The following is a 25587-nucleotide window of genomic DNA, read 5'->3' on the forward strand; positions in this document are numbered from 1 at the left end:
GTCGCGCGGCTGCTGCGCGTCAATGCCGCCGATAGCGCCGACTTCGCCGCCGATGCCGAATTATGCCGGGCGGCGGCGGTGGACGGCGTGGTGCTGGCCAAGGCCGAGAGCGTCGAGCAACTGGACGCGCTGGCGGCCGGCGCCGCGCCCTTGCTGCCGCTGATCGAAACCGCGCGCGGTCTCGCCGCCGTCGCCGCCATCGCCGCGCATCCGCGGACGGCGCGGCTGTTGTTCGGCGCGCTGGACCTGCAACTGGACCTGGACATCGAAGACGAGGACGAAGGCCTGCTGTTGTTCCGCTCGCAGCTGGTGCTGGCCTCGCGGCTGGCCGGCCTGCCGCCGCCGCTGGACGGCGTCACCGCCACGCTGCGGCCGGAAGCGCTGAGCTGTGATGCGCGGCGGGCGCGGCGGCTGGGCTTTGGCGGCAAGCTGTGCATCCACCCCGCCCAGGTCGCCGCGGTCAATGCCGCCTTCCTGCCGTCCGAGGCGCAGCTGGCCTGGGCGCGGCGGGTTTGCGCGGCGGCGGAACGCGCCGGCGGCGGCGCCACGACGCTGGACGGCGTCATGGTGGACCTGCCGGTGCTGCGCCGCGCCGAGCGGGTGCTGGCGGCTGCCGGCGCGGAGCAAGCGCGGACCTGTCGTTTTTCCAAACCTTGACCTTGAGGAGCATGGACGTGGAAACAGCATGGCAAAGCATGGGGCCGGAGCAGGCCTATCAACAGGCGCTGGGCGCCGGGGTGTTTCAGATTCAGCATTGCGCCGCCTGCGACCGGCACGTGTTCTATCCGCGCGTGAGCTGCCCGCATTGCGGCGGCCAGGAACTGGGCTGGGTGCGGCCCAGCGGCGCCGGCATCGTGTATTCCAGTTCGGTGGTGCGCCGCAAGCCGGAGCAGGGCGGCGATCTGAACATCGCGCTGATCGATCTGGACGAGGGGGTGCGGCTGATGAGCCGGGTGGACGGGCTGGCGCCGGAGCGGGTGCGCATCGGCATGGCGGTGCGCGCGCGCATCGTCGACGAGCAAGGCCAGCCCTTGCTGGTCTTCGTGCCGGCGGGAGCCGCGGCATGAGCGCGGCGCGGAGTCTGCGCGGCGCGGTGGCCATCGCCGGCGTCGGCGTGGCTGGCCTGGGCGAGGCCAAGGGCCGCAGCGAAATGGAAATCCTGGCCGAGGCCGCCGCCGGCGCGATCGCCGACGCCGGCCTGAAACTGGCCGATATCGATGGCCTGGCCACCGCCAGCGTCAACGCCACCATGTGGGGCCTGCCGGTGGCGGAATACCTGGGCCTGCGCCCGCGTTTCCTGGACAGCACCATGCTGGGTGGCTCCAGCTTCGTCGCCCATCTGCAGCCGGCGGCGCTGGCCTTGCAGGCCGGCCTGTGCGACGCGGTGCTGGTCTGCTACGGCAGCACCCAGCGCACGGCGACATTCGGCCGCAAGGCCAGCAATCTGGCGCGGCGCGTGCTCGATCCCATGCCTTATGAACATCCCTACCAGCCGGAACTGCCGGTGACCGCCTACGCGCTGGCCGCCGCCCGGCACATGCACCAGTACGGCACCCGCCGCGAACACCTGGCCGAGGTGGCGGTGGCGGCCCGGCGCTGGGCGCAGCTGAACCCGGAAGCCTATGCGCGCGAAGCGCTGAGCCTGGAGCAGGCATTGGCGGCGCGCATGGTGGCCGATCCCTTGTCGGTGCGCGATTGCTGCCTGGTCACCGACGGCGCCGGCGCCTATGTGCTGGTGCGCGCCGAGCGCGCGCGCGATCTGCCGCGGCCGCCGGTGTATCTGCTCGGCGTCGCCGCCGCCACCTGGCACCGCCAGATCTCGGCGATGCCGGACCTGACCGTGACCGCGGCGCAGGAGTCCGGCGCGCGCGCGCTGGCAATGGCCGGCTTGCGGGCGGCCGACATCGACGCGGTCCAGCTTTACGACGCCTTCACCATCAACACCCTGTTGTTCCTGGAAGACCTGGGTTTCTGCGCCAAGGGTGAGGGCGGGCCCTTCGTCGCCGACGGCGCGATCGCGCCTGGCGGCCGCCTGGCGGTCAACACCAATGGCGGAGGCCTGTCCTGCGTGCATCCGGGCATGTACGGCGTGTTCCTGGTGATAGAGGCGGTGCGGCAATTGCGCGGCGAGTGCGGCGCGCGCCAGGTGGCCGGCGCCGCCACCGCGCTGGTGCACGGCAATGGCGGCACGCTGTCGTCGCAAGCCACCGCGGTGCTGGGCGCGGCCGCAACCCTATGACGGCTCAAGGAGGGCAAGATGGAAAAGCAAGCGATGCTGCAGGACAAAGTGATGGTGGTGACCGGGGCCGGCGGCGGCATAGGCCGCGACATCGCGCTGGCGCTGGCGGCCGAGGGCGCGCGGGTGGTGGTCAACGACATCGGCGCCGCGCTGGGCGGCGAAGGCCGCGATGCCGGGCCGGCGCAGCGGGTGGCGGCGGAAATCCGCCAGCGCGGCGGGCAGGCGCTGGTCAATACCGACAGCGTGGCCAGCGCGGAAGGCGCGGCGGCCATCATCGCCGGCGCGCTCCAGGCTTTCGGCCAGGTGGACGGCGTGGTCAATAACGCCGGCATCCTGCGCGACCGCATCTTCCACAAGATGGGCGAAGACGAGTGGGACGCGGTGCTCAAAGTCCATTTGTACGGCGCTTATTACATGAGCCGCGCCGTCGCGCCGCATTTCAAGGAGCGGATGAGCGGCAGCCTGCTGCATATGACCTCCACCTCCGGGCTGATCGGCAATCTGGGCCAGGCCAATTACGCCGCCGCCAAGCTGGGCGTGGTGGCGCTGTCCAAGTCCATCGCGCTGGACATGCAGCGTTTCCAGGTGCGCTCCAACTGCATCGCGCCCTTCGCCTGGAGCCGGATGACGGGCTCCATTCCGTCGCAGACCGAGGCGGAGCAGGCGCGGGTGGAAAAGATCCGCCAGATGACGCCGGCCAAGATCGCGCCGCTGGCGGTCTTCCTGCTCAGCGACGCGGCGCGCGGCGTCAACGGCCAGGTGTTCTGCGTGCGCAATAACGAAATCTTCCTGATGAGCCAGCCGCGGCCGATGCGCTCGGTGCAGCGCGGGCAGGGCTGGACGCCGCAGACGATAGCCGAGCACGCGATGCCGGCCTTGCAGGCTTCCTTCGTCGCGCTGGATCGTTCGGCCGATGTGTTCAGCTGGGACCCGGTGTGAGCCGGCGAAAACCGCTGAAGAAGCGGAGTTTACATCGGGTCAATGAGCATTTTGAGTTCGTACTCACCGTGCAACGGCTCACCAAGCGCGGCAGACTTTGAACAGGCGTTTAGCCGCTCTTTAGGAGGAGATATGTTGGACTCCCGCCATATCGGCCACGTGCTGACGCCGCACCGCGCGGTGGTGGAGGCCGGGCGGCTGCGGTTTTTCGCCAAGGCCACCGGGCAAAGCGATCCGGTCTATTTCGACCAGGCCGCGGCCGAGGCCGCCGGCTATCCGGCGCTGTTGGCGCCGCCGACCTTTCTATTCTGTCTGGAACTGGACGCGCCGCAGCGGGGCGAGGCCTATCGGCTGCTGGACATCGGCTTTCAGCGGATTCTGCATGGTGAACAGCGTTTCGACTATCGGCGCCCGGTGTTCGCCGGCGATGTGCTGGATTACGCCAGCCGCATCGCCGACATCTATGTCAAGCGCAGCCGCTCCGGCGGCGAGCTGGGCTTTCTTGAAATCGAGACCACGGTCAGCAAGGCCGACGGGCAAGCGGTGGCGGAGCTGCGCCGGATCACCGTGGTGCGGCCGGCATGAGCCGGCGCAACGGAGCCAGGTCATGGAGTCTGTGATGAACGATGTGAAGGATTGGCGCCGGGTTCAGGCCGGCGACGCGCTGCCCGTTTTTGACGCGCCGGCGATCAGCCGGACCACGCTGGCCTTATTCGCCGGCGCTTCCGGCGACCATAACCCCATGCATATCGACAGCGATTTCGCCCGCGCCGCCGGCGAGGACGATGTGTTCGCCCACGGCATGCTGGCGATGGCCTATCTGGCGCAGGTGCTGACGCGCTGGGCGCCGCAGCCGGCCTTGCGCAGCTACCGCGCCCGCTTCGTCGCCATCACCCGGCTGGGCGACAGCCTGCGCTGCGAAGGCTGCGTGCTGCGCGTGTATCAACAGGACGGCGAGCAGCGCGCGCAGCTGCAACTGCGCGCGGCCGACCAGCGCGGCGAGACCAAGCTGATAGGCGAGGCGGTGGTGGCCCTGGCCGCGCCGGCCTAGAGTCTGTTTACGATCTGCTGCGCGTCGCGGGGCATTACGCGGTGAGTACGGCTTCGAAATGCTGATATACCACTTGTGCATTCCGCTTTTTCTCTCGTTTTCGCCTTGTCTCGCTCCTGCTCGCGAGACTTTTGAACAGGCTCTTAGCCAGCCTCCGCCGCGCCGCGGCTGAAATAGAGATCGTGCAGCGCGTCCAGTTCCACCTCGGCGGCCGCTTGCGACAGCAGCACCTTGCCGCTCTGCATCAGGTAGACATGATCGGCCACGGCCAGCGCGCCGCCGGTGTTCTGCTCCACCAGCACAATGGTCTTGCCCGCCCGCTTCAGCTCGGCGAGGACGGCGAACATTTCGCGCACCACCACCGGCGCCAGTCCCAGCGAAGGCTCGTCTATCAGCAGCAATTGCGGCTCCGCCATCAGGCCGCGGCCCAGCGCCAGCATCTGCGCCTCGCCGCCGGACAGCGAGCCGGCCGCCTGGCGGCGGCGCTGCGCCAGCTTGGGAAACAGCGCGTAGACCTGGCGCAGATTGTCGTCCGCGCGCGGCCTGGCCTGCGGCGCGAACGCGCCCATGAGCAGGTTGTCCTCCACCGTCATGTCCTTGAACACCAGCCGGCCTTCCGGCACCAGGATCATGCCGCGGCCGGGCATGTCCCAGGCCGGCGTGTCGCGCAGCGAATCGCCGCGCAGGAGGATATCGCCGCCCTGTATCGGCAGCAGGCCGCTGATGGCGCGCAGCAGCGTGGTCTTGCCGGCGCCGTTGGGACCGACGATGGCGGTGAGCCGGCCGGCGGCGAAACTCAGGTCTACATCCCACAAAATGGTGATGGCGCCGTAGCCGGCGCGCAGGCGCTGGACTTCAAGCATGCTCGTCTCCGGTGTAGCTGCTGATCACGCGCGGATCGCGAAACACCGCGTCCGGTTCGCCGTCGGCGATCAATTCGCCGAAATTCAGCACGCAGACGCGCCGGCACAGCCGGCGTATGGTTTCGATATCGTGCTCAATCAGCAGGATGGCCAGCGCGTACTGCTGTTGCAGCCGCTGCAGCAAATCCATGAAGCGGCGCTTGCCCTGGGTCTCCAGGCCGGCCAGCACCTCGTCCAGCAGCAATAGCCTGGGCTGGGTGGCCAGCGCCTTGCCCACCTCCAGCGCCTTCAGTTCGCTCAGGCTCAGCTCGCTGGCCGCCTGGCGCTCGGCCTTGGCGCGCAGCGCCAGCAATTCGAGGATGCGGTCGATCTGCTCGCCGTCGTTGCGGCCGGCGCCGAAGCGCTGCGCCACTTGCAGGTTTTCCCGCACCGTCAGCTGGTGCATCGGCTGCGGCACCTGGAAGGAACGGCCTATGCCCAGCCGCGCGCGCGCATGCAGCGGCAGCGGCAGGATGTCGCGCGACTGGAACAGGATGCGGCCGCCATGCGGCCGGACCAGACCGGATACGGCGTTGAACAGCGTGGTCTTGCCGGCGCCGTTGGGGCCGACCAGGCCGACCACCTCCTGCTCGGCGATCTCCAGGCTGACGTTCTTGAGCGCGGCGAGGCCGCCGAAGCGGATGCTGAGGTCTTCAAGCTTCAACATGGGCGGCCTCCTGGTCGCGGCGGCGCCGGCGCAAGCCGGCCAGCAAGGGCAGCAGCCCGCCGGGGCTGACGATGATCATCAGCGCCAGCAGCGCGCCCAGCATGATTTCATGGCCTATGGGCAGCAGGCTCTTGAACAGTAGCTGATCCGCCAGGTAAACCACCGCCGCGCCGAGCAGCGGCCCGGCGATGCTGCGGTAGCCGCCGAATATCGCCGCGATCACCGGGATGATGGTCCAGGAGCCGTCAAAGGCGTAATCCGGCTCCAGGAAGTTGATGGTATGGGCGTTGAAGGCGCCGACGATCCCGGTCATCGCGGCGGAGATCAACAGCATGCCGGCCTTGAGCCCGGCGCTGTTGACGCCCACCACCCGGGTGGCGTCCTCGGATTCGTGCATCGCCTTCAGCGCCAGGCCGTGGTCGCTGTCGCGCAGCCGGCGGTAGAGCGCGACGAATAGCAGCACCACGGTCAGGATCACCAGATAGGCGCCGACCTTGCTGGATAGATCGAAACCGGCGACGCGCGGCAGCGGTGGAATGCTGGACAGGCCGCCGGCGCCGCCGGTCAGGCCGCGCCACTCGGTGGCGAGGATGCGGAAGATCTGCGAATAGGCGAGGATGGCCAGCGCGAAATAAGGGCCCTTCAGCCGCAGCGCCGGCAGCATCGCCAGCGAGGCGACGGCGGCGCCGACGCCGCCCAGCAGCATGGAGGGCAGCACCGGCCAGCCCAGCCGCAGCGTCAGCAAGGCCGACACATAGGCGCCGACGCCGAAGAAGGCGGCATGGCCGAAACTGACCATGCCGCCCAGATTGCCGAGCAGCGCCCAGGCCAGCGCGATGCCGCCCAGGATCAGCGCCGACACGATCAGGCTCATCAGGTAGAGCTGGCGGCCCAGCACCAGCGGCACCAGCAGGTAGAGACCGAACAGCAGCGCGATGGTCCAGCAAGTGGATTTCTTCATCCTCGTCTCCCTGTCACGCCGAACAGGCCGTTGGGCATCAGGAACAGCACCAGCAGGAACAGCAGCATGCCGGCCAGCTCCTGCAGCGCGGAACTGAACAGCGTGACGGTCAGCGATTCGGCGATGCCCAGCAGCAAGGCGCCCAGCAGCACGCCGGGTATCGAGCCGGTGCCGGCCAGCACGGTGATGACGAAGGCCTTGACCGTCAGCGAATGGCCCATCGCCGGCTGGATCACGCCGCTGCTGTAAATGGCGACGCCAGCGCAAGTGGCCAGCGCGCCGGACAGCAGGAAGGAGGCCAGCTCGGTCTTGCGCGGGTTGACGCCCATCAGCTTGGCGGCCTCGCGGTTGCCGGCCACCGCGCGCAGCGCGCGGCCGTGCCAGCTGCGGCCGAGCCACAGCCAGACCGCGCCTATCAGCGCCAGGCTGATACAGAAGAACAGCGCCTCGCTATTCATGCTGTACAGCGGGCCCAGCACCAACGCCTGCTGGAACCAGGCGTTGGCGCTGGAGCGCACGTCCGCCTTCCAGATCAGCAGGATGGCGTTGGTCAGCATGATGCCGATGCCGTAGCTCAGGATCAGCGAATTGAGCTCGCGCTCCTGGCGGATGCGGTCCACCAGCAGGTAGACCAGCGCCGAGCCGATGCACACCACCGCCAGGGCCAGCGGGATGGCCAGCAAGGGGTTGAGCTGCAGCCGGGTTTCGGCGGCGTAGGCGATATAGGCGGCCAGCAGCACCAGTTCGCCGTGCGCCAGGTTGATGATCTTCATGGTGCCGAACACCAGGGCTAGCCCCAGCGCCACCAGGGCGTAGGCGCCGCCGACCAGCATGCCGGAATACAGCGCCTGCAGGATGAGTTCCATCATGGCAGTCGTCCTCGAGGGATGGGCGGCTTACCACGGCAGCGCCGGATAGCGCGGCTTGGCGGTGGCGTAGTCGGCGGGCCAGACGATGTCGATGTCGCCATTGGCGCGGAACTGCCCCATGTGAGCGGTGTAGTTGAGGTTGTCGCCGCGGGCGTCGAAGCGCACCGGCCCCAGCAGCGTCCGCTGCTGGCTGCCGCGCAAGGTGTTCACCAGCGCGCCGGGCTTGCCCAGCACGCCGGCCTGCTCGGTCTTGGCCAGCGCCTCGAACAATAGGCTGGCGATCGCGTAGCTGGTCTGCGCATGGTAGGAGGCGCTGCTCTTGTAGCGCTGGCGGTAGGCCTGGTCGAATTCCAGCGCCAGCGGATTGCTGCCCACCTGGGTGGGCAGCACGGTGGCGCCGTAGACATTGGGCAGCAGTTCCGGGAAGGCGGCGGCCATCTTGGGCGTGGCCAGCGCCCAGGCGCCGACCAGGGCCTTGACCGGCGGCTTGAGCACGCGCGCGGCGCGCAGGATGCCGGCGTAGTCGTTCTCATAGGCGATCATCACGATGGCCTCGCTGCGGTCGCGCAGCTTGATCTTGTTGACGATGGGCTTGAAGTCCTTCACCGCCGGGTCGAAGGGATGCATGACGGTGGCGACGCCGGCGGCGGCGAGAATGGTCTTGAGCTTGCCGGCCAGATCGCTGGTGGCGTCGCGGGTGGAGTAGACGATGGCGGCGGATTTGACGCCCAGGCTGCCGAGCAGGCCGCTCATGCCGCGGGCGTAGCCGGGGTTGTTGCTGATGCGGAAGAAACTCTGCAAGCCGCGCTTCACCATGTCGTCGCTGGTGCCGCCGGGCGTGACGAAGGGCACGCCGGCGCGGTTGGCGGCTTCCGAGGCCGGGCCGGTGATATTGGAGATGGTGCCGCCGACGATGGCGTTCACCCGCTGCGCGGCCAGCTTTTCCACCGCCGCCACCGCCTTGGCCGGCGAGGACTCGTCGTCGACCACGCTCAGCAGCACGCGGTGCTGCGGGTAGCGGCGGGCGAACACATCGGCGGCGATCTGCACGCCGTGGTTCATCTCGCTGCCGGCCAGGGCCAGGGGGCCGGTCAGCGACAATTGCACGCCGACCTTGAAGTCGGCGGCGCCGGCGCTGCCGGCGATCAGGGCCGCGGTCAGCGCGGCGCTCAAGCGGATTCGCATGGTGGTTTCCTCCTTTTATTGTGGCGCGTCCGGCTCAGCCTATGGCGGCGTCGGCGCGCAGTTGCGCGATCTCCTCCGGCGTTTTCCGCAACAGCTCGCCGAGGATCTCGTCGGTGTGCTGGCCCAGCCGCGGCGGCGGCCGCCGGTAGCGCGGCGGGGTGGCGCAGAGCCGCAGCGGGCTGGCGACCGTGGCGCAAGCGGTGGCGTCCGGCTGCTCGATGCGGGCATGCATGCCGCGATGACGCACTTGCGGATCGGCGAATACCTGCTGGTAGTCGTTGATCGGGCCGCAGGGAATGGCGGCGTCCTCCAGCCGCCGCAGCCAGTCGGCGCTGGAGCGCGACAGTAATGCCTGCTCCAGCTGCGGCACCAGTTCGGCGCGGTTGACGATGCGCAGGCTGGCGCTGGCGTAGCGCGGGTGTTCCGCCAGCTCGGGCCGTTCTATCGCGCGGCAGAAGCGCCGCCACTGGCCGTCGTTGCCGGCGGCGACCACGATGTGGCCGTCGCTGCTGGCGAACACCTGGTAGGGCACCATATTGGGATGGGCGTTGCCATGGCGGCTGGCCGGCTTGCCGGTGTGCAGATAGGCGTTGGCGTGGTGGCCGCCCAGCGCCACGGTGCAGTCCAGCAGCGCCAGGTCTATGTATTGGCCAACGCCGCTCCGTTCGCGCGCTTGCAGGGCCGCCAGGATGGCGATGTCGGCGTACAGGCCGGTGACCATGTCGGCCACCGCCACGCCCACCTTCTGCGGGCCGCCGCCGGGCAGTTGGTCGCTCTCGCCGGTGACGCTCATCAGCCCGCCCAGGCCCTGGAACACGAAGTCGTAGCCGGGCTTGTGCGCATAGGGCCCGCTCTGGCCGTAGCCGGTGATCGAGCAATAGATCAGGCGCGGGTTGACCGCGCGCAGGTCGGCGTAGGCCAGGCCATAGCGCGCCAGGTCGCCGACCTTGTAATTCTCTATCAGCACATCGCAGCCGGCGGCCAGTTCGCGCACCAAGCGCTGGCCGGCGGCGCGGGAAATGTCGATGGCGATGGAGCGCTTGTTGCGGTTGGTGGACGCGTAGTACAGCGAGTCCGGCCGTTCGCCGTTGCGATGAGGCAGCCAGGGCGGGCCCCAGTGGCGGGTATCGTCGCCGCAGCCGGGGCGCTCCACCTTGATCACGTCGGCGCCGAGGTCGGCCAGGTTCTGGGTGCACCAAGGACCGGCCAGAATCCGGGACAGATCCAGCACCCGGAGATGGGACAAAGCGCTGTGCATAAGCCTGATTTCTCCTTTGGAATGAGGACGACGCCGCCCTTGGCGCCGGTGCGCGATCTGCTGCGCGGGGCGAGGCGACGTCACACGGCGAGCACCTCTTCGCAATGCTCATGGACTCTGCGTGCATTCCGCTTGCTCAGCCGTTCCCGCCTTGTCTCGCGCTTGCCCGCGCGATGTTGAACAGGCTCTCAGGCAGGCAGCCGCAGCACGTGGCGCGCCAGAATGTTGCGCTGGATCTCGTTGCTGCCGCCGTAGATGGTGGCGGGGGTGGCGTTGAACAGCAGCGCCGGCGCCTGGCCGCCCGCCGGGTCCGCGCCGGCCCAACTGCCGTATTCCCCGGCCAGATCCATCAGCGCCAGGCTGATGCGCTGATAAGTCTCGGTGGCCCAGATCTTCAGCGCGGACACCGCCGGCGGCAGCGCCTCCCCGCGTCGGACCATGGCGGCGAAGTGCTTGTACAGCGCGCCCAGATCCGCCACGTCCAGCTCCAGCCGCGCGTAGCGGTCGGCGAAGACCGGGTCGTCGAAGCCGCGGCAGGCGCGCGCCTGGGTGGCCAGCTGCGCCAGCGCTTGCCGCGCCTGCTTGGGGCTGCCGAGGAAGATGCGTTCGAAGCCCAGCAGCGCCTTGGCGATGCCCCAGCCTTGGTTCAGTCCGCCGACCAGATTGGCGGCGGGCACCCGCACCTGGTCGAAGAACACTTCGCAGAATTCCTGATGGCCGGCCAGCGTGGTGATCGGGCGCACGGTGATGCCGGGGCTGTCCAGCGCGATCAGCAGGAAACTGATGCCGGCCTGGCGCTTGGCCTGTTTGTCGGTGCGCACCAGGGTGAAGATGTGGGTGGCGTCCTGGGCCAGCGTGGTCCAGGTTTTCTGGCCGTTGACGATGAAGTCCGCGCCGTCGGGCACCGCCTCGGTGCGCAGCGCCGCCAGATCGGAACCGGCGTTGGGCTCGGAATAGCCCTGGCACCAGATGTGCTCGCCGGACAGGATCTTGGGCAGATAGCGCTGCTGCTGTTCCGCGCTGCCGTGCTGCAGCAACAGCGGGCCGACCATGATAATGCCCTGGTCCGGCGCGCGCGCCACGCCGTAGCGTTCCTGTTCCTCGATGAAGGCCAGCTGCCGCGCCGGCGACAGGCCCATCCCACCGCAGGCCTTGGGCCAGGCCGGCGCCGCCCAGCCCTGGCGCGCCAGCGTCTGGTGCCAGTCGCGGATTTCGTGCCAGTGCAGCCGCCGCGACGGATGGCGCAGCGCCGGCGGATAGTGGCGGACGAAGAAGGCGCGCAGCAAGTCGCGGAATTCGGATTCGGGCATGGCCTCCCAGTCGGCGTCGCGGGGGAAGTCGCTCAGCGCCGGCGGCGGCGTTTCCGCCGCGGCCGCTTGCGGCGGGCTTAGCCGTCGGTAACGCCGGCGCTGCTGCTCGGCATTGCCCAGCCAGGCGTTCAGGTGCAGCGCGCGCTTGAAGTAGAGGCCGATATCACATTCCTCGGTGTAGCCTATGGCGCCATGCAGCTGGATCGCCAGCCGGCCCATGCCGATGGCTGCGTCGGCGCAACGCGCCTTCAGCCGGCTGATGCGCGCGCTGTCCAGCCGCGCCGGCTCCGCGCGCTCCTCCAGCGCCTCGTCCAGGCTGGCCGCCGCCAGCTCGATCTGGATATGAGCGTCCACCAAGCGATGCTGCAGCGCCTGGAAACTGCTGATCGGGCGGCCGAATTGCTCGCGGTTGGCCAGATAGGGCAGGGTCAGCGCCAGGATCTGGCGCGCATTGCCCAGCAGCTCGGCGCTTTGCGCCAGGCGCGCGGCGTCGTTGGCCTGGCACAGCGCGTCCCGCGCGGCGGGGCCCGCGGCCAGCAGATGGCTGTGCGGCACCGGCGCCTGTTCCAGCGTCAGGCTGCACATCAGGCTGCCGTCTATGCCGGGGCAGCGGTCTATGCTCAGGCCGGGCTGGTCGGCCGGCAGCCACAGCAGCAGCCAGCCCTCGTCGCCGCGCGCGCTCAACAGCCAGCCATGCCGCTCCGCCGCCGCCGGCAGCGCGAAAGTCTTGCCGCCGCTGAGCCAGTAGCGCTGGCCGTCAAAGGCGGCGCGGGTGTCCGCGGTGTCCTCGTCCTGCTGGCCGGCGCGCTCTTGCCAGGCCAGACCCGGCAGCAACTGCCCGGCGGCCAGTTGGGCCAGCAAGTGCGAGCGCAGCGGGCTGTCCGGGCAGGCGGCGAGCGCTTGCGCGGCCTGCACCGCCACCGCGGTGAACGGTTCCGGCAGCAGCGCGCGGCCGGCTTCCTCGGCGATGACGGCGGCTTCGGCCAAGCTCAGGCCCAGGCCGCCGTCGCTTTCCGCCAGCAACACCGCCAGCCAGCCGGCATCGGCCAGTTCGCGCCATAGCTCCGCGGAATAATCCAGCTGGCTGTCGCGTCCGCTGCGGACGCGGCGGCGGTGGTCGTCGCGGCTGAGCAGTGCGCGGGCGCTGTCGCGCAGCTGCGTCAAAACATCGTGCTTCATGTCCAACTCCTTGTCTTTATCCATCGCAAGATGGACGGACATAGACTCGGTGATCTTGTTAGCGAGGACAATTCGCATTTGACGAAGCGAGGATTTGGCTGTGCTTAAGCGCGGTCGGCGCGCGGGTCATGACGCTCGCCTAGGTTTGCGCCATCGCGGCCGGGCTGGCACAATGGCGCCGTTGTCATTGGGGAGTAGCCATCTTCGGCCCAGCCGGAGAGGCCGCGTCAACAAACTTGGGGGCAAGCCCCCATGGCGCGGTCAGCGGCCGGCATTGCCGGCGCCGCCAAGCGAGACCTTTGGCCACGATGCGTTTGCCGCCGGGCAAGCCGCGTCGTTGCGCCATTGTCCATCCGCTTGCCCGGCCCAAGACTATCCATGCTGTTGACCCTGTCGTTTCTGCTCGGCCTCGCCGTCCTGATCTATCTTTCCTGTCAATACTTCGTCAACGCCATCGAATGGTGCGGCCGCCACCTGAATCTGGGCGCCAGCGCCGTCGGCACCGTGCTCGCCGCCTTCGGCACCGCCTTGCCGGAAAGCGCCGTCACCTTGACCGCGATGGCCTTCGGCGGCACGCCGCAGCATCAGGACATCGGCGTCGGCGCCGCGCTGGGCGGGCCGCTGGTGTTGGCCACGCTGGCTTACGCGGTGGTGGGTTTCGCGCTGTGGCGCCACCGCGGCCGGCTGGGCCGCGCCAATTACCTGCTGCGCGTCGATCATCGCCGGCTGGCCGGCGACCAACTGGCGTTCTTGCTGATTTTCGCGTTCAAGGTGGGGCTGGGCCTGCTGGCGTTCTCGATCAAGCCCTGGCTGGGCGTGGTCTTCCTGGCCGCCTATGCCGCCTATGTGTGGCGCGAGATCCGCAGCGCCGACACCGCGCCGGAAGAGGAAGAGCTGGACGCCTTGAAACTGCGCGCCGGCGGCGGCCTGGGCTGGGCGGCGGCGCAGGCGCTATTGGCGCTGGTGGTGATCGCGGCGGCGGCGCATGGCTTCGTCGCGCAGCTGGAAACGCTGGCCGGACACTGGGGCATGGCGCCGCACCTGGTGGCCTTGCTGCTGAGCCCGGTGGCCACCGAGCTGCCGGAAATCATGAATGCGCTGATCTGGCTGCGGCAGGGCAAGGAGCGGCTGGCCTTGGCCAATATCTCCGGCGCGATGATGATTCAAGCGACGATTCCCAGCGCCTTCGGCCTGTTCTTCACTCCGTGGCTTTTTGACAGCGTCTTGCTGTGGTCCGGCCTGGCGACGATGGCGGCGATCACCGGACTGTGGCTGCTGTTCCGGCGCGGCAATGTCGATGGCCGCTGGCTGGTGGGCGCGGGCGCGGTGTATTTGCTGTTTGCCGGCTGTCTGGTGTGACTTGAGAAACGGGTTCCTAAGGGCCTGTTCAAAGTCTGCTGCGCTTCGTGAGCCGTTGCACGGTGAGTACGAGCTCAAAATGCTCATGTACTACTTGTATATTCCGCTTTTTCGCTCGTTTTCGCCTTGTCTCGCTCTTGCTCGCGAGACTTTGAACAGGCTCTAAGCCCGGCGCGCTTGGGCGTGAGTCTTTGCGCAAACTCAGAGGGAGGGTATTGAAAACAGCGGGGCAGGCGCTGGTTGAGTGGATGCCCAGGTGCTTGCCGCCGCGATTTGGGCGCGGGCTGCCGCTATTTCTTTCCTTCCAGCAAAATAGAAGCGGCTTTGACCGAGTTCTCTACATTGACCCGGGAAAAGTCGTCCAATTGGCATTGTTTCAGCACCTCGCGTCTATCCTTGATGAAGTCGATGCGCTCCAGGATGCTCATTCTTTGCAGCTTGCCCTTCCAGTTTTCAATGGAAAACTGATCTCTGGAGTTATTATATTCATCACAATTAATAGGCGATGCGGCCGCATGGAAGGACATGGCGGCAAGGAAAAGGGCGACGAAGTACTTCATTTGATTTCTCTCGACTAGCTTGACGTCAAATTATACTGAGTGGCTTTGGGTATGCGCAATGCGATGGCGTTGCGGCCGAGAAAGCGGAATGCACAGGTGGTGCATGAGCATTTTGAGCTCGTTTTTAACGCGGTACCGCCGCAGCGCAGCAGACTTTGAATAGGTTCTCAGAGCCAGGCCGCCACGCCGCCGTGATGCGAGCAAGTGCCGCGCCGGTGCTGGCTGAAGCTGTAGCTGCCGTCGCGGCAGCGCGCGCTGGCGCCGGCCGGCGCCTTGCCGGAACGGGTATGCGCCGGGCTGTGCACCTCCACGCCATCGGAATTGGTGTAGCTGCCGTGTTCCAGCAGCTGTTCTTGTGCCGGCGCGCTGGCGTGGCGCGGCGGCGTTTTGGCCTGGACCGGGGCGGCCAAGAAGGCCAGGCTCAGGCCGATGACGGCGGCGCAGCGTCGCCAGCCGGCAATGGGGAACTGTGAGAGATTTGTCATGTCATCCGAAAAGTGAATAAATCGCGGGCTTGCGCAGCGAGTTTTAACGCGAGTAATGATAGGTTTTTAATTCTACTTCATTGTCATGAAAAATGCTGGCAATGGATTTGGGGAAATGGAATGAACCGCGGCATGGATCTGACCATGCCGCTCAGAACCGGCTTAGGACGTGTTCACGATCTCGCGAGCCAAGGCGAAACAAGGCGTTGCGGCTGCGAAAGCGGAATGCGCAGGTGGTAAATGCGGCACTCGCCGTGTCACGCTTCACGACGCGCAGCGGATCGTAAACAGTTTCTAAGAGCCTGTTCAAAGTCCCGCGAGCAAGAGCGCGGACGGGTTCTCAGGGAGACATATGGAAGACTTTAAGCAAAGACGCGGCCTGCTGGCTGCGCTGGCGGTTTCGCCCTGGCTGCTGGCTTGTGTCAGGCCGCCGCTGCGGCAGCCGGGCGAGGCGCCGCTGTCGCGGCAGTTGGCGGAACTGGAGCACAATGCCGGCGGCCGTATCGGCGTGGCGGCGCTGGAGGTGGATAGCGGGCGGCGGGTGGCCTACCGCGCCGATGAGCGCTTTCCGATGTGCAGCACCTTCAAGCTGCTGCTGGTGGGCGCCGTCTTGCAGCTCAGCGCCGCGCAGCCGGACCTGCTCTACCGCCATGTGAATTATCAGCGCGAGCAACTGCTCCGCTATTCGCCCATCACCGAGCAATACGCGGAGCAGGGCATGTCGGTCAAGGATTTGTGCGACGCGGCGATGCGCTTCAGCGACAATACCGCCGCCAATCTGCTGTTGGGCCTGCTGGGCGGGCCGGAGGCGGTGACCCGTTTCGCGCGCGCGCTGGGCGACGGGCTGAGCCGGCTGGATCGGATCGAACCGGAACTGAACTCCGCCGCGCCGGGCGATCCGCGCGACACCACCACGCCGGCGGCGATGGTGTCCAATCTGAACTCACTGCTGTTTTCCTCGCTGCTGCCCGAGCGTCAGCGCGTCTTGCTGCGCGACTGGCTGTTGAACAGCACCACCGGCAATCTGCGCATCCGCGCCGGCTTGCCGGCGGAATGGCGGGTGGGCGACAAGACCGGCAGCGGCGGCAACGGCGCCACCAACGATGTGGCGGTGGCCTGGCGGCCGGGCAAGTCGCCGCTATTGCTGGCGGTGTATTACTGGGGCTCGTCGGCGTTGCCGGATGAACGCAATGCGGTGGTGGCCGCGGCGGCGCGGGTGGTGGTGGCCGAATTCGCCTGAGCGGACACCTGGCGCTGTTTGGCGCAGACATGAAAAACGCCGCGGTCAAACCGCGGCGTTTTGCTGTCCGGCGTCCGTCGGCTCAGTCCGCCGGCAACTGCGCCGGAGCCACCACGATGCCGGCGCGCAGGCCGGGCTTGACCGTGGGGTTGGGGAACAGGATGCGCTCCTCGCCGCCGGCGGCCACATAGCGCTGATCGCCGTCCTCGGCGATCAGATAGCCGTCCGGCAGCGCGGTGAAGTTCTCCACCTCGTCGGCCAGGTGCAGGCGGAAAGCCTCGCTATGCTTGACGATATCGTATTTGGCGCGGAACAGCGGCAGGTCGCCGTCGCGGTAGTCCGGCAGCTTTTGTTCCGGCTCGGCCAGCAGCCGGCGCAGCGCCTGTTCGATGCCGGAAAAGCGTGACAGATCGTTTTGACCGAAGGGCCGCGCCTTGCCCAGCTCCAGCGTGAAGGCGTCGGCCTGGCAGTGGCGGCTGGAGAAATAGCTATAGGTGTTGGCCGGCTGGCTGTGCAGCAGCACGGTTTCCACCTGGCAGCTCTTCAGCCAGGCCAGCTGCGCGCGGCTGTGCGGGCGTTCGTGCAGATACGGGTAGATGGCGAACTTCTCGAACACCGAGCCGCGGATCGCGGTGTGCAGATCGTAATGCCAGCGGCGGCCGCGCGCCGCGGCGAAGAAATCCGCCGCCGCCTGTTCCAGTCGAGCGGCGCGCGCCGCTTCGCGCGCTTCCGGCTGGCGCGCGTGCGCGCCGTTGAACAGCCGGTTCATATCGTAGTCCAGGTAGCGCTTGCCCAGCCGCATCGCGTCCAGATTGCCGAAGACCACCAGCAGCCGGCAGCGCAGCGCCTGCTTGCCGGCCGCGATGTCGGCGAGAATGGCGTTCAGCACTTCCACCGGCGCGGTTTCATTGCCGTGCACGCCGCAGGACAACAGCAGCGCGTCCGCGGCGGCGGTGGCGGGCGTCAGTTCGACGATGCCGTAATCCAGCCAGCGCGCCTGCACGCCGGAGGGCAGTTGCCATTCCGCGGTGGCGGCGGAGGCGGGGTTCATGGTCCAGGACAGAAAATCGTGGTGATGCTCGCGCATGGGCTGACTCTTGGCTCGCGGCTGGTGATGACCGGGGCATTGTAACCAGAGCCGGCGCGACCGGTGGCGGCGCGTGGCGCAGATTTGAAAAAACATGCCGTGTTTGGGCTAAAAGCCTTGTCCGGCGCGGCTTGGCATGCCGGGTGGCGCTGTGGTTTTTTCGCGTGGCCGCATGGGGGGGCGAGGTTGGCTTTTGTTGAATATTTTGGACAAGTCCATTGTCGCGGCGCCGCGGCTCGCGCCCGGTGGAGCGGCTGGATGTTGCCATGCAGCAAATATAGCGGTCTGTTTTTGCTGGAGCCTTGCCCGGCAAGGCTTGCCGCGTGGCCCGGAGCGGGCTTGTCGATTAAATTGGACATGCGGATTTTTATACATTTTTTTACTTGTCAAGCCGCGTGATGTTGTTACAATCCGCGCTCGTTTGCAGCTTTGCAAACCTACAATTCAATTGTTTCGCTCCGACATCCCAGGCCCACATAAAAGCTGTTCAGCCCGAAAGCCGCGCACTAAGGAGCGGGGTTATCCATCATAAGGATGCTCCTGCGGCTGGCTCATCGCTTTTTCGGCGGCGGCCTGGGCGCGTCCTTTGGGAATCCCTGTTCTCTCCCTTTGCGCGGGGTGCAGGGCTTTCCATCAGTTCTTGAGGGGAAAACTCATGGCTTGGTCTGTGGCTGATAGCCGGGCGTTGTATGGCATCCGGCATTGGGGAGCGGGGTACTTCGACATGGGCGCCAACGGCAATATCGTCGTGCGTCCGAATGTGCGCCAAGACAAGGAAATCGATCTGCACCGCCTGGTGGGCGATCTGGCCGGCAAAGGCCTGGATCTGCCGCTCTTGGTGCGTTTTCCCGATATCCTGCAAGATCGCGTCACCCGTCTGTGCGCGGCCTTCGACAAGGCCATCGCCGAACAAGGCTATGGCAACCGCTATACCGCCATTTATCCGATCAAGGTCAACCAGCAAGAAGCGGTGGTGAAGAGCATCATCGCCACGCCGGACGTGTCCATCGGCCTGGAAGCCGGCTCCAAGCCGGAACTGATGGCGGTGCTGGCGCTGGCACCCAAGGGCTGCACCATCGTCTGCAACGGCTACAAGGACCGCGACTACATCCGTCTGGCCCTGATGGGCGAGCGTTTGGGCCACCAGGTGTTCATCGTCATCGAGAAAGAATCCGAAGTGGACCTGGTGATCGATGAATCCCGCAAGCTGGGCATCCGTCCCAATATCGGCATGCGCGTGCGCCTGTCCTCGCTGGCGTCCAGCAAATGGGCGGACACCGGCGGCGAGAAGGGCAAGTTCGGCCTGTCCGCCGGCCAGCTGATTTCCGCCGCCGACAAGCTCACCGCCGCCGGCCTGGCCGACTGCGTGCGCCTGATGCACTTCCACATGGGTTCGCAAATCGCCCATATCGGCGATTACCGCAGCGGTTTCGGCGAGGCCATCCGCTACTTCGCCGAACTGCGCGCGCTGGGCCTGCCCATCGACCATGTCGACGTGGGCGGCGGCCTGGGCGTGGACTACGACGGCACCCATTCGCGCAACGACAGCTCGATCAACTACGATATGGACGAGTACGCGCACGTGATCGTGTCCATGCTGTCCGAGTTCTGCGGCGAGAACGGCATTCCGCATCCGCGCATCCTGTCCGAATCTGGCCGCGCGATGACCGCCCACCACGCGGTGCTGATCATGAACGTGACCGATGTCGAGCGCCTGCCGGACGAAGTGCCGCAGGTGGACGATATCGCCGCGCTGTCGCAGCCGGTGCGCAAGCTGTTCGAGCTGGTGCAGCTCAACGACGACGATCTGGTCACCGAAATCTACTACCGCGCCAGCCACTATGCGTCGGAAGTGACCGATTTGTACGCCGCCGGCCGCCTGTCGCTGAAGGAAAAGGCGTTGGCCGAGGACGTGCACGCCGCGCTGTGCCGCCGCCTGCATCGCCAGCTGCAAGCCAGCCAGCGTTCGCAGCGCCAGGTGTACGACGAGCTGACTGATCGTCTGGCCGACAAATACTTCTGCAACTTCTCGGTGTTCCAGAGCCTGCCGGACACCTGGGCCATCGACCAGATCCTGCCGATCACCCCACTGCATCGTCTGAACGAGCAGCCCACCCGCCGCGCGGTGCTGCAGGATCTGACCTGCGATTCCGACGGCAAGCTCAAGCAGTACGTGGATCAGCAGAGCATTGAATCCAGCCTGTCGGTACACGAAGTGAAGCAGGGCGAGGAGTACCTGATCGCGGTGTTCCTGGTGGGCGCTTACCAGGAAATCCTGGGCGACATGCACAATCTGTTCGGCGACACCGACTCGGTCAACGTCTATGTGCGCAATGGCGGCGAGCTGGAATTCTCCGGCGTGGAAGAGCATGACACCATCGAAGACATGCTGCGCTATGTGCACCTGTCGCCGGAGGACATCCTCAACCGCTACGAAGCCAAGTCGCGCGCCGCCGATCTCAGCAGCGAAGAGCGCAGCCTGTTCTTCGCCGAGTTCTGCCGCGGCCTGAAGCAGTCGTCCTATCTGTCGGTCTGATTCACGCCTTCAGAAAGAGTAAAACAGCCGGGCTTAGCCCGGCTGTTTGCGTTGGTGCCGCTTAGTTTTTTGTGGAAACAGACCATACCTCGCGGGATGAATTTAAGCGTTTTCACTTAATCCATGCCTAAGTTGGTGTTTCTGATCGGGTTTTTAGCTGAATTTCACGCCGGGCGCGGCCGGTTTCGGGCCGGCGCTTGCAATACGGGCAAACCTTGCTAGTTTGAGAAAGCCAATAATTGATTGGCATAAACATGGGGGTTGCCATATGTCTTTCTCTAGCGTTCCTTACTTCCTGACCTATAGCCAAAACACCGCACTGGGCATTACCGCCAAAGATTCGATGAGCGGTTCCCAGCTGTACCTGCAGCCCATCCAGGGCAACTTCCTGTCGCTGTTCAACATCGACTTCGCCAACGGCGTGTTCGCGCTGGCCACCAGCGGCAACCAACTGGTGATCGACATTTCCGACCTGTCCAGCGGCAAGCCCTTGGTGCTGCGTCCGTACAACCCGTCCTCGCTCAGCCAGCAATGGGATCTGTTCTCCCGTCCGGGCTTTATCTCCAGCCGTCAAAACAACAATCTGGTGATAGACAACCAGAGCCGCGGCGGCGTGGGCAGCCTGATCTGGCTGTACGAGTTCAACGCTTCGCCGGCTCAGCAATGGGCGCTCAAGCCGCTGACCTCGGCGCAACGCTCGGAACTGGTGCTGGAAACCGCTGAATAAGCGCGGGGCAAAGATCGCGGCGGCGGGCGCAAAGAGCGGTTCAAGGTCTTGCGAGCGAGGGCGAAACAAGGCGAAAACGAGCGAAAATGCGGAATGTACGAGTGGTGCATGAGCATTTTGAGCTCGAAGCTCAGCAGACTTTGAACAGGTTCTAAGGCCCGCCGCCGCTTTTAAGGAGCAAGAGATGGCTTTCAGCAGCACTTCGTATTTCATCACCTCGGCCTATTTCCCGGATTACGCCATTGTGGCCGAGGATTCGAGCAAGGGCTCCCGGCTCAGCCTGCAGCCGTTCCAGAACAATTTCGCCGCCTTGTTCAATATCGATTTCGACCAAGGCTTGTTCGCCTTGGCCACCAGCGGCAATCAATTGGTGATTGCCGCCAATGAAGTGGCCGACGGCTCGCCCTTGCAACTGGATCTGCTGCCGGAGCCCGCGCTGCCTAGTCAGCGCTGGGATGTGTTCTCCCAGCCCGGCAACATCGTCAGCCAGGCCGATCGCACCCTGGCCTTCGGCTTCGGCATGGAAAAAATCTTCCCGCCGGCCTTGCGGCTGCGCAAACTGCATCCCGGCCGGCCGCCAATGTGGATTCTGCGGCCGCTGACCGCGCCTGGCGCCTGAGTTCTCGGCGCCCGCCGTGCCTGGCTTCATGGCGCGGCGGCCTGGTCAGGAGCGCAGCAGCTGCTCGCGCACCCAGTCGGCGGCCAGGCCCAGCGGCCGCCGCCGCGACCACACCAGATCGATATGGCGCGCCTTGGGCCAGCCGGGCGCGCGCAGCTCATGCAGCCGGCCGGCGCCGAAGGAGTCCGCCAGCCAACGCGGCAGCTCGGCCCAGCCGGCGCCGAGGATCGCCATTTCCAGCAGCATCAGATAGCTGGGCGCGAACCAGCAGCGCCGGCTCAGCGTGTCCGGCTTGCTCTCGGTGTAAGTGTTCAGCCGCAGCTCGCGGTGGCGGCTCAGCGCCTGGCGGTCCGCCAGCTCCAGCGCCGCCAGCGGATGGCCGCGCGCCACGTAGAGCGCCACCTCGCTGACCTCGCCCAGCGTGGCGTGGCCGATATCGGCCGGGTATTGCTCCTGCGCCGCCATGCAGCCCAAGTGGGCGCGTCCGGTCTGGATCAAGTCCAGCACATCGTCCTGCTCTCCCACCAGGCATTCCAGCTCCAGCGCCTCGAACTGCTGTTCCAATTGCCGCGTCACCTCCTGAAAGCGCGAGGACTGATAGGTGTCGGACAAGACCAGGGTCAGCCGCGGCTCCAGCCCGGCGGTCAGCAATTGCGCCTGCTGGTTCAATTCATCGCCTATCGCCAGCATCTGCCGCGCATAGCCCAGCAGGTGGCGGCCGGCTTGGGTCAGCGCCGGCTGGCGGCTGCCGCGGTCGAACAACTGCACCGCCAGGTCGATTTCCAGATTGGCGATGGCCTCGCTGATGGTGGACTGGCTCTTGCCCAGCCGCCGCGCGGCGGCGGAGAAGGAACCCAGCTCGGCGGCGTTGGCAAACGCCGCCAGCGCGTCTAGCGACATGCTCATATCGGTTTCTCCGATTTAACCCATCTTTATCCTATCCGAAAAACCAATAAAAATCGCGTCATTGTCTTGCTAATCAAGCCGCGGCGCAGCAGATCGCAAACTGCTTCCGAGCGCCGTGGCGGATCAAGGAGAATCGATGCAAGTAAAGAAATCCTGGCTGGAACGCGCCTTCTACGCCGTGACTTACGAACTGTGCGCCATCAGCCTGCTGATGTTGTTGGCCACGCTGCTGCTAAAGCAGGACACCGCGCAGATCGGCGTGCTGGCGCTGATGATGACCAGCGTGGCGATGTCGTGGAACATCGTGTTCAACAGCCTGTTCGAACGCTGGGAGCGCCGCCGCGGCTGGGCGCGCACGCCCGCGCTGCGCGTGGTGCACGCGCTGCTGTTCGAGGGCGGGCTGGTGATCCTGCTGGTGCCGCTGGCGGCGTGGTGGCTGCAGATCAGCTACTGGCAGGCTTTCTTGCTGGACATCGGCTTTTTCCTGTTCTTCCTGCCCTATACCTTTGTCTTCAACTGGCTGTACGACGGGCTGCGCGCCAGCCTGCTGCGGCGCCTGAGCCGCGCGCGCGCCGGTCTGGCTTGATATATCGGTTTTGCCGATGGTTATTATTTTTCAACCATCCGAAAAACCAATCAGAATAGCGGCTGTCCTTATACGGTCATGATTGGGAAATAACATGAACAAACAAAAATCCTGGCTGGAACGCGGCTTCCACGCCGTGATGTACGAACTGTGCGCGATGGCCCTGCTGGTGCCGCTGGCCTCCCTGGTGATGGAACAAAGCCTGCTGCACATGGGCGCGCTGGCCTTCATGATGTCGACCGCGGCCATGCTGTGGAACGTGGTGTTCAATATGCTGTTCGACCGCCTGGAAGCGGCGATGGGCTGGAGCCGCACCGTGGGCGTGCGCAGCTTGCACGCGCTGATGTTCGAAGGCGGGCTGGTCTTCATGCTGGTGCCGCTGGCGGCCTGGTGGCTGAACGTCAGTTACTGGCAGGCCTTCCTGCTGGATTTGGGCTTCTTCGCCTTCTTCCTGCCTTACACTTATGTATTCAACTGGCTGTACGACACGCTGCGCGCCAAGCTGCGCGAGCGCGGCGGCAAGCCCTGCGCCGAACTGGAGTCTTGAATGAAAACCTGGTTGTTCCTGGCCGTCGCCATCGTCAGCGAGGTGATCGCCACCTCCTCGCTGAAGGCGTCCGACGGCTTTACCCGGCTCGGCCCGTCCTTGCTGACCGGCGCCGGCTATGTGCTGGCCTTCTACATGCTGTCGCTGACCCTGCGCCAGATCCCGGTGGGCGTGGCCTACGCGCTGTGGTCCGGCGTCGGCATCGTGCTGGTTTCCATCGTCGGCTGGGTGCTCTACGGCCAGAAGCTGGACGCGCCGGCGATGATAGGCATGGGCTTGATCATCGCCGGGGTGCTGGTGATGAATCTGATGTCCAAGTCGGTGGCGCACTAATGAGGCTCAGCCTCAAGCCTGCCGTGAGCGGGGAGGGCGCAAGGCAAAAACCGGCCGGATGATTCCGGCCGGTTTTATTTTGCGCGATAGCGCCGCTCAGTGGGTGTTGGGATTGTGATAAACCGGCTTGCCGGCCAGCCAGGTCTGATGCACGCGGATGTCGCGCAGCGATCCGGCCGGCACTGCCGGGTCCAGCGGGTCCTGTTCCAGGATGGCCAGGTCCGCCAGTTTGCCCGGCTCCAGTGAGCCGACGATGTGGTCCATATGGCACTGCCAGGCCGCGTCCAGCGTCACCGCGCGCAGCGCGGAGATGCGGTCCAGGCATTCCGCCGGGTTCAGCGGCTGCTGCTCCGGGTCCGCCTCCATCACCCGCGTCACCGCTTGCTCCATCATCCGCAGCGTGCCCAGCGGCGACACGAAGTGATCGGAATGCAGGCTGATGCGCAGGCCGGCCTGGAGCGCGGATTGACAGCGGTCCAGCATCTGGGCGCGCTCGCGGCCCAGGATGGTGGTCTTGAATATCTGGCCCCAGTAGCCGACATGGCCGATCAGGAAGCTGGGCGACAGCTTCAGCCGCGCCATGGTGGCGATGCTGGCGTCGCTCAGCAGCGAGCAATGCTCGATGCGCGAACGCAGCGTCAGCTTGGGATTGAGGGTGCCGTCTTCGCTGGTCTTATCGAACAGCGCCAGCTCGAAGCTGGCCAGCACATAGTCCAGCGCCTGGTCGCCGTTGGCGTGCACCAGCACCGGCCAGCCGGCGTTCAGCGCGCGTTGCAACTGGGCGGCGAAGGTGATCGGCGGCTCGAAGTTGAACAGGCCGCGCGGCGAGACGCCGGGCACGCGGTGCTCAGCCGAGCAGCAATAATCCTCCGACTGGTAGCCGGTCAGGCCTTGGTTGGAACCGTCGGCGATCAGCTTGAGCGCGCGGACGCTGAAGCGGTCGTCGTCGTGCTTGTTATGGTTGAGCTGATAGGTTTGCAGCCACTGCTCCTGCAGCCAGTCCGGGTTGCCGTACAGCGCGGCGCCGATGCGCACCGGCGCCAGCGGGCTTTGCGCGAAGGCGCGCACCAAGGTGATTTCCAGCGGCCCCAGGCCGGCGCCCAGGCCGGCGTCGAACAGCGTGGTGATGCCGTTGGCGGCAGCGTCGTTCAAAATCTCCTGCACCTTGCCCAACAAATGCGGCGCGGCCAGGCCGGGGATCACCGCCAGCACCTTGGCGACGTTGGACTCGGTGGTCACGCCATTTTCCTTGGGGTCCAGCCCGGCCAGTTTCACCGCCGCGGAGTTGGCATAGCCCAGATGGCCGGAGGCATTGATCAGGAAGATCGGCACCTCGGCGCTGATGCCATCGAGGAAGTGGCTGTCCGGCTCTTTCCAGGGGCTCATCAGCGACGGATCGACGCCGAAGCCGGTCAGCCAGCGCGGCGCGCCGCTGGCGGTGTGGCTGCCGTGGCTGGCCAGCTCGCCGCGCAGCTGTTCCGCAACCCAGTCCAGGTTGTAGCCCGGCCGCAGGACCTGGCCCTGGAAGGGGCTCAGGTTGATCCAGTTGCGGTACAGCGCGCTGGGCAGGATGTGCATGTGCGGATCTATCATGCCGGGCAGCAGGGTCTTGCCGTGCAGATCGATGCGCTCGGCGCGCGGCTGGGCGCGCATATCGGTTTCCACCTGCTGCAGGCTGCCCACGGAAACCACCTTGCCGTGGGCGATGCCCAGCGCCTCCACCCGGCTGGGCTGGCCGCCTTGCAAGGTGTAGATGGTGCCGCCATGGAAGATGGCCGCGTCCTGGTGCAGCGCCAGCTTGGCGCGCTCCGCGGCGACGCGGACCAGATTGGCCAGGCTTTCGGTCCAGTTGTGGTGTTGCAGGGCGTCCAGTTGCATGGACAGGCTGGGCAAGGTGCAGCACGCGCAGCCGGGCTGATGGGGTTGGGACATGAGGCGCTCCTGTGCATGGCGTCATGATTGACGGCGCGGCGACGCCGCGCACAGGATAATATTATGCCATTTGCAATATTGCGTGGCTGACAAAAGCTGAGCAAAGCGGC

General features: G+C 66.2%; 26 protein-coding genes and 1 riboswitch. Of the genes, 14 read left to right on the top strand and 12 right to left on the bottom strand.

Annotated features, from left to right (window positions below; translation table 11 throughout):
* The 6 genes from LQT98_RS12675 to LQT98_RS12700 form a co-directional block, all read left to right on the top strand.
* Window positions 1–657: HpcH/HpaI aldolase/citrate lyase family protein (locus LQT98_RS12675; RefSeq protein ID WP_231462653.1), on the top strand; the 657-nt coding region annotated here is incomplete at its 5' end.
* 17 nt (window positions 658–674) lie between these two features.
* The gene (locus LQT98_RS12680; RefSeq protein ID WP_231462654.1) at window positions 675–1067 is read left to right on the top strand and encodes a Zn-ribbon domain-containing OB-fold protein; all 393 of its coding nucleotides are present in this window, start codon (window positions 675–677) and stop codon (window positions 1065–1067) included.
* On the top strand, window positions 1064–2239 hold the full coding sequence (locus LQT98_RS12685; RefSeq protein WP_231462655.1) for a thiolase: 1176 nt from the start codon (window positions 1064–1066) through the stop codon (window positions 2237–2239). Before LQT98_RS12680 ends, LQT98_RS12685 begins: the two co-directional genes overlap by 4 nt.
* Window positions 2240–2257: 18 nt before the next feature.
* On the top strand, window positions 2258–3178 hold the full coding sequence (locus tag LQT98_RS12690; RefSeq protein ID WP_231462656.1) for an SDR family oxidoreductase: 921 nt from the start codon (window positions 2258–2260) through the stop codon (window positions 3176–3178).
* A 132-nt stretch (window positions 3179–3310) separates the two neighbouring features.
* Complete coding sequence (locus LQT98_RS12695; RefSeq protein WP_231462657.1) at window positions 3311–3763, top strand: MaoC family dehydratase N-terminal domain-containing protein; 453 nt, start codon at window positions 3311–3313, stop codon at window positions 3761–3763.
* Between the two features lie 34 nt (window positions 3764–3797).
* Window positions 3798–4229: a MaoC/PaaZ C-terminal domain-containing protein gene (locus LQT98_RS12700; RefSeq protein ID WP_231462658.1), complete on the top strand. Its 432-nt coding sequence runs from the start codon at window positions 3798–3800 to the stop codon at window positions 4227–4229.
* 143 nt (window positions 4230–4372) lie between these two features.
* Here LQT98_RS12700 and LQT98_RS12705 read toward each other — a convergent pair whose 3' ends face one another.
* From LQT98_RS12705 to LQT98_RS12735, 7 genes are all read right to left on the bottom strand, one after another.
* Window positions 4373–5092 carry an ABC transporter ATP-binding protein gene (locus LQT98_RS12705; protein WP_231462659.1) on the bottom strand — a complete coding sequence of 240 codons (720 nt, stop codon included), beginning with the start codon at window positions 5090–5092 and terminating at the stop codon, window positions 4373–4375.
* Entirely contained in the window at window positions 5085–5798 is a 714-nt protein-coding gene (locus LQT98_RS12710; RefSeq protein WP_231462660.1) for an ABC transporter ATP-binding protein, read from the bottom strand. Before LQT98_RS12710 ends, LQT98_RS12705 begins: the two co-directional genes overlap by 8 nt.
* A complete protein-coding gene (locus LQT98_RS12715) occupies window positions 5785–6759 on the bottom strand; it encodes a branched-chain amino acid ABC transporter permease (protein WP_231462661.1) in 975 nt (324 codons plus the stop codon). The genes LQT98_RS12710 and LQT98_RS12715 overlap by 14 nt, the downstream gene beginning before the upstream one ends.
* On the bottom strand, window positions 6756–7628 hold the full coding sequence (locus LQT98_RS12720) for a branched-chain amino acid ABC transporter permease (RefSeq protein WP_231462662.1): 873 nt from the start codon (window positions 7626–7628) through the stop codon (window positions 6756–6758). Before LQT98_RS12720 ends, LQT98_RS12715 begins: the two co-directional genes overlap by 4 nt.
* 27 nt (window positions 7629–7655) lie before the next feature.
* Window positions 7656–8813, bottom strand: coding sequence for an ABC transporter substrate-binding protein (locus LQT98_RS12725; protein WP_231462663.1), 1158 nt, complete (start codon window positions 8811–8813; stop codon window positions 7656–7658).
* A gap of 34 nt (window positions 8814–8847) precedes the next feature.
* Window positions 8848–10071, bottom strand: a complete 1224-nt coding sequence (locus tag LQT98_RS12730) for a CaiB/BaiF CoA transferase family protein (RefSeq protein WP_231462664.1) — start codon at window positions 10069–10071, stop codon at window positions 8848–8850.
* Between the two features lie 188 nt (window positions 10072–10259).
* Window positions 10260–12560, bottom strand: coding sequence for an acyl-CoA dehydrogenase (locus tag LQT98_RS12735; RefSeq protein WP_231462665.1), 2301 nt, complete (start codon window positions 12558–12560; stop codon window positions 10260–10262).
* A gap of 177 nt (window positions 12561–12737) precedes the next feature.
* Window positions 12738–12882: riboswitch (yybP-ykoY riboswitch) on the top strand.
* Window positions 12883–12938: 56 nt separating this feature from the next.
* On the opposite strand from LQT98_RS12735, the gene LQT98_RS12740 reads away from it, so the two are divergent.
* The gene (locus LQT98_RS12740; protein ID WP_231462666.1) at window positions 12939–13919 is read left to right on the top strand and encodes a sodium:calcium antiporter; all 981 of its coding nucleotides are present in this window, start codon (window positions 12939–12941) and stop codon (window positions 13917–13919) included.
* Window positions 13920–14209: 290 nt separating this feature from the next.
* Here the strand turns inward: LQT98_RS12740 and LQT98_RS12745 are convergent, their stop codons facing one another.
* Both LQT98_RS12745 and LQT98_RS12750 read right to left on the bottom strand, forming a co-directional pair.
* Window positions 14210–14479, bottom strand: a complete 270-nt coding sequence (locus tag LQT98_RS12745) for a hypothetical protein (RefSeq protein ID WP_231462667.1) — start codon at window positions 14477–14479, stop codon at window positions 14210–14212.
* A gap of 167 nt (window positions 14480–14646) precedes the next feature.
* A complete protein-coding gene (locus LQT98_RS12750; RefSeq protein WP_082151005.1) occupies window positions 14647–14964 on the bottom strand; it encodes a DUF3761 domain-containing protein in 318 nt (105 codons plus the stop codon).
* A gap of 352 nt (window positions 14965–15316) precedes the next feature.
* Between LQT98_RS12750 and bla the strand changes: the two genes are divergently transcribed.
* Window positions 15317–16204 (top strand): class A beta-lactamase, encoded by an 888-nt coding sequence (bla, locus tag LQT98_RS12755; protein ID WP_231462668.1) that lies wholly within the window; start codon window positions 15317–15319, stop codon window positions 16202–16204.
* An 82-nt stretch (window positions 16205–16286) separates the two neighbouring features.
* Here bla and astE read toward each other — a convergent pair whose 3' ends face one another.
* Window positions 16287–17291, bottom strand: coding sequence for a succinylglutamate desuccinylase (gene astE / locus LQT98_RS12760; RefSeq protein ID WP_231462669.1), 1005 nt, complete (start codon window positions 17289–17291; stop codon window positions 16287–16289).
* A gap of 655 nt (window positions 17292–17946) precedes the next feature.
* Here astE and speA point away from each other — a divergent pair.
* From speA to LQT98_RS12775, 3 genes are all read left to right on the top strand, one after another.
* Window positions 17947–19827 carry an arginine decarboxylase gene (speA, locus tag LQT98_RS12765; protein ID WP_048409701.1) on the top strand — a complete coding sequence of 627 codons (1881 nt, stop codon included), beginning with the start codon at window positions 17947–17949 and terminating at the stop codon, window positions 19825–19827.
* A 268-nt stretch (window positions 19828–20095) separates the two neighbouring features.
* Window positions 20096–20554, top strand: a complete 459-nt coding sequence (locus LQT98_RS12770; RefSeq protein WP_053074359.1) for an RICIN domain-containing protein — start codon at window positions 20096–20098, stop codon at window positions 20552–20554.
* A gap of 184 nt (window positions 20555–20738) precedes the next feature.
* On the top strand, window positions 20739–21173 hold the full coding sequence (locus LQT98_RS12775; RefSeq protein ID WP_048409700.1) for a hypothetical protein: 435 nt from the start codon (window positions 20739–20741) through the stop codon (window positions 21171–21173).
* 45 nt (window positions 21174–21218) lie between these two features.
* Here the strand turns inward: LQT98_RS12775 and LQT98_RS12780 are convergent, their stop codons facing one another.
* Window positions 21219–22079 carry a LysR family transcriptional regulator gene (locus LQT98_RS12780; protein ID WP_231462670.1) on the bottom strand — a complete coding sequence of 287 codons (861 nt, stop codon included), beginning with the start codon at window positions 22077–22079 and terminating at the stop codon, window positions 21219–21221.
* A 136-nt stretch (window positions 22080–22215) separates the two neighbouring features.
* Between LQT98_RS12780 and LQT98_RS12785 the strand changes: the two genes are divergently transcribed.
* From LQT98_RS12785 to LQT98_RS12795, 3 genes are all read left to right on the top strand, one after another.
* Window positions 22216–22665, top strand: coding sequence for a multidrug/biocide efflux PACE transporter (locus tag LQT98_RS12785; RefSeq protein ID WP_048409698.1), 450 nt, complete (start codon window positions 22216–22218; stop codon window positions 22663–22665).
* A gap of 94 nt (window positions 22666–22759) precedes the next feature.
* Window positions 22760–23212, top strand: a complete 453-nt coding sequence (locus LQT98_RS12790; protein WP_231462671.1) for a multidrug/biocide efflux PACE transporter — start codon at window positions 22760–22762, stop codon at window positions 23210–23212.
* Window positions 23213–23545 (top strand): DMT family transporter, encoded by a 333-nt coding sequence (locus LQT98_RS12795; protein WP_231462672.1) that lies wholly within the window; start codon window positions 23213–23215, stop codon window positions 23543–23545. It abuts the gene before it with no gap.
* 96 nt (window positions 23546–23641) lie between these two features.
* On the opposite strand, the gene LQT98_RS12800 is transcribed toward LQT98_RS12795, so the two are convergent.
* Entirely contained in the window at window positions 23642–25477 is a 1836-nt protein-coding gene (locus LQT98_RS12800; protein WP_231462673.1) for an amidohydrolase, read from the bottom strand.
* Window positions 25478–25587: the final 110 nt, after the last annotated feature.

The organism is Chromobacterium aquaticum, assembly GCF_021129195.1.
In the GTDB taxonomy this organism is placed as follows: domain Bacteria; phylum Pseudomonadota; class Gammaproteobacteria; order Burkholderiales; family Chromobacteriaceae; genus Chromobacterium; species Chromobacterium aquaticum.

Bases quoted from the DNA above. Each gene is read 5' to 3' on its own strand.
- LQT98_RS12685 (WP_231462655.1), top strand. From the start codon at position 1,064: ATGAGCGCGGCGCGGAGTCTGCGCGGCGCGGTGGCCATCGCCGGCGTC.
- LQT98_RS12690 (WP_231462656.1), top strand. From the start codon at position 2,258: ATGGAAAAGCAAGCGATGCTGCAGGACAAAGTGATGGTGGTGACCGGG.
- LQT98_RS12695 (WP_231462657.1), top strand. From the start codon at position 3,311: ATGTTGGACTCCCGCCATATCGGCCACGTGCTGACGCCGCACCGCGCG.
- LQT98_RS12700 (WP_231462658.1), top strand. From the start codon at position 3,798: ATGAACGATGTGAAGGATTGGCGCCGGGTTCAGGCCGGCGACGCGCTG.
- LQT98_RS12705 (WP_231462659.1), bottom strand. From the start codon at position 5,092: ATGCTTGAAGTCCAGCGCCTGCGCGCCGGCTACGGCGCCATCACCATT.
- LQT98_RS12710 (WP_231462660.1), bottom strand. From the start codon at position 5,798: ATGTTGAAGCTTGAAGACCTCAGCATCCGCTTCGGCGGCCTCGCCGCG.
- LQT98_RS12715 (WP_231462661.1), bottom strand. From the start codon at position 6,759: ATGAAGAAATCCACTTGCTGGACCATCGCGCTGCTGTTCGGTCTCTAC.
- LQT98_RS12720 (WP_231462662.1), bottom strand. From the start codon at position 7,628: ATGATGGAACTCATCCTGCAGGCGCTGTATTCCGGCATGCTGGTCGGC.
- LQT98_RS12725 (WP_231462663.1), bottom strand. From the start codon at position 8,813: ATGCGAATCCGCTTGAGCGCCGCGCTGACCGCGGCCCTGATCGCCGGC.
- LQT98_RS12730 (WP_231462664.1), bottom strand. From the start codon at position 10,071: ATGCACAGCGCTTTGTCCCATCTCCGGGTGCTGGATCTGTCCCGGATT.
- LQT98_RS12735 (WP_231462665.1), bottom strand. From the start codon at position 12,560: ATGAAGCACGATGTTTTGACGCAGCTGCGCGACAGCGCCCGCGCACTG.
- LQT98_RS12740 (WP_231462666.1), top strand. From the start codon at position 12,939: ATGCTGTTGACCCTGTCGTTTCTGCTCGGCCTCGCCGTCCTGATCTAT.
- LQT98_RS12745 (WP_231462667.1), bottom strand. From the start codon at position 14,479: ATGAAGTACTTCGTCGCCCTTTTCCTTGCCGCCATGTCCTTCCATGCG.
- LQT98_RS12750 (WP_082151005.1), bottom strand. From the start codon at position 14,964: ATGACAAATCTCTCACAGTTCCCCATTGCCGGCTGGCGACGCTGCGCC.
- bla (WP_231462668.1), top strand. From the start codon at position 15,317: ATGGAAGACTTTAAGCAAAGACGCGGCCTGCTGGCTGCGCTGGCGGTT.
- astE (WP_231462669.1), bottom strand. From the start codon at position 17,291: ATGCGCGAGCATCACCACGATTTTCTGTCCTGGACCATGAACCCCGCC.
- speA (WP_048409701.1), top strand. From the start codon at position 17,947: ATGGCTTGGTCTGTGGCTGATAGCCGGGCGTTGTATGGCATCCGGCAT.
- LQT98_RS12770 (WP_053074359.1), top strand. From the start codon at position 20,096: ATGTCTTTCTCTAGCGTTCCTTACTTCCTGACCTATAGCCAAAACACC.
- LQT98_RS12775 (WP_048409700.1), top strand. From the start codon at position 20,739: ATGGCTTTCAGCAGCACTTCGTATTTCATCACCTCGGCCTATTTCCCG.
- LQT98_RS12780 (WP_231462670.1), bottom strand. From the start codon at position 22,079: ATGAGCATGTCGCTAGACGCGCTGGCGGCGTTTGCCAACGCCGCCGAG.
- LQT98_RS12785 (WP_048409698.1), top strand. From the start codon at position 22,216: ATGCAAGTAAAGAAATCCTGGCTGGAACGCGCCTTCTACGCCGTGACT.
- LQT98_RS12790 (WP_231462671.1), top strand. From the start codon at position 22,760: ATGAACAAACAAAAATCCTGGCTGGAACGCGGCTTCCACGCCGTGATG.
- LQT98_RS12795 (WP_231462672.1), top strand. From the start codon at position 23,213: ATGAAAACCTGGTTGTTCCTGGCCGTCGCCATCGTCAGCGAGGTGATC.
- LQT98_RS12800 (WP_231462673.1), bottom strand. From the start codon at position 25,477: ATGTCCCAACCCCATCAGCCCGGCTGCGCGTGCTGCACCTTGCCCAGC.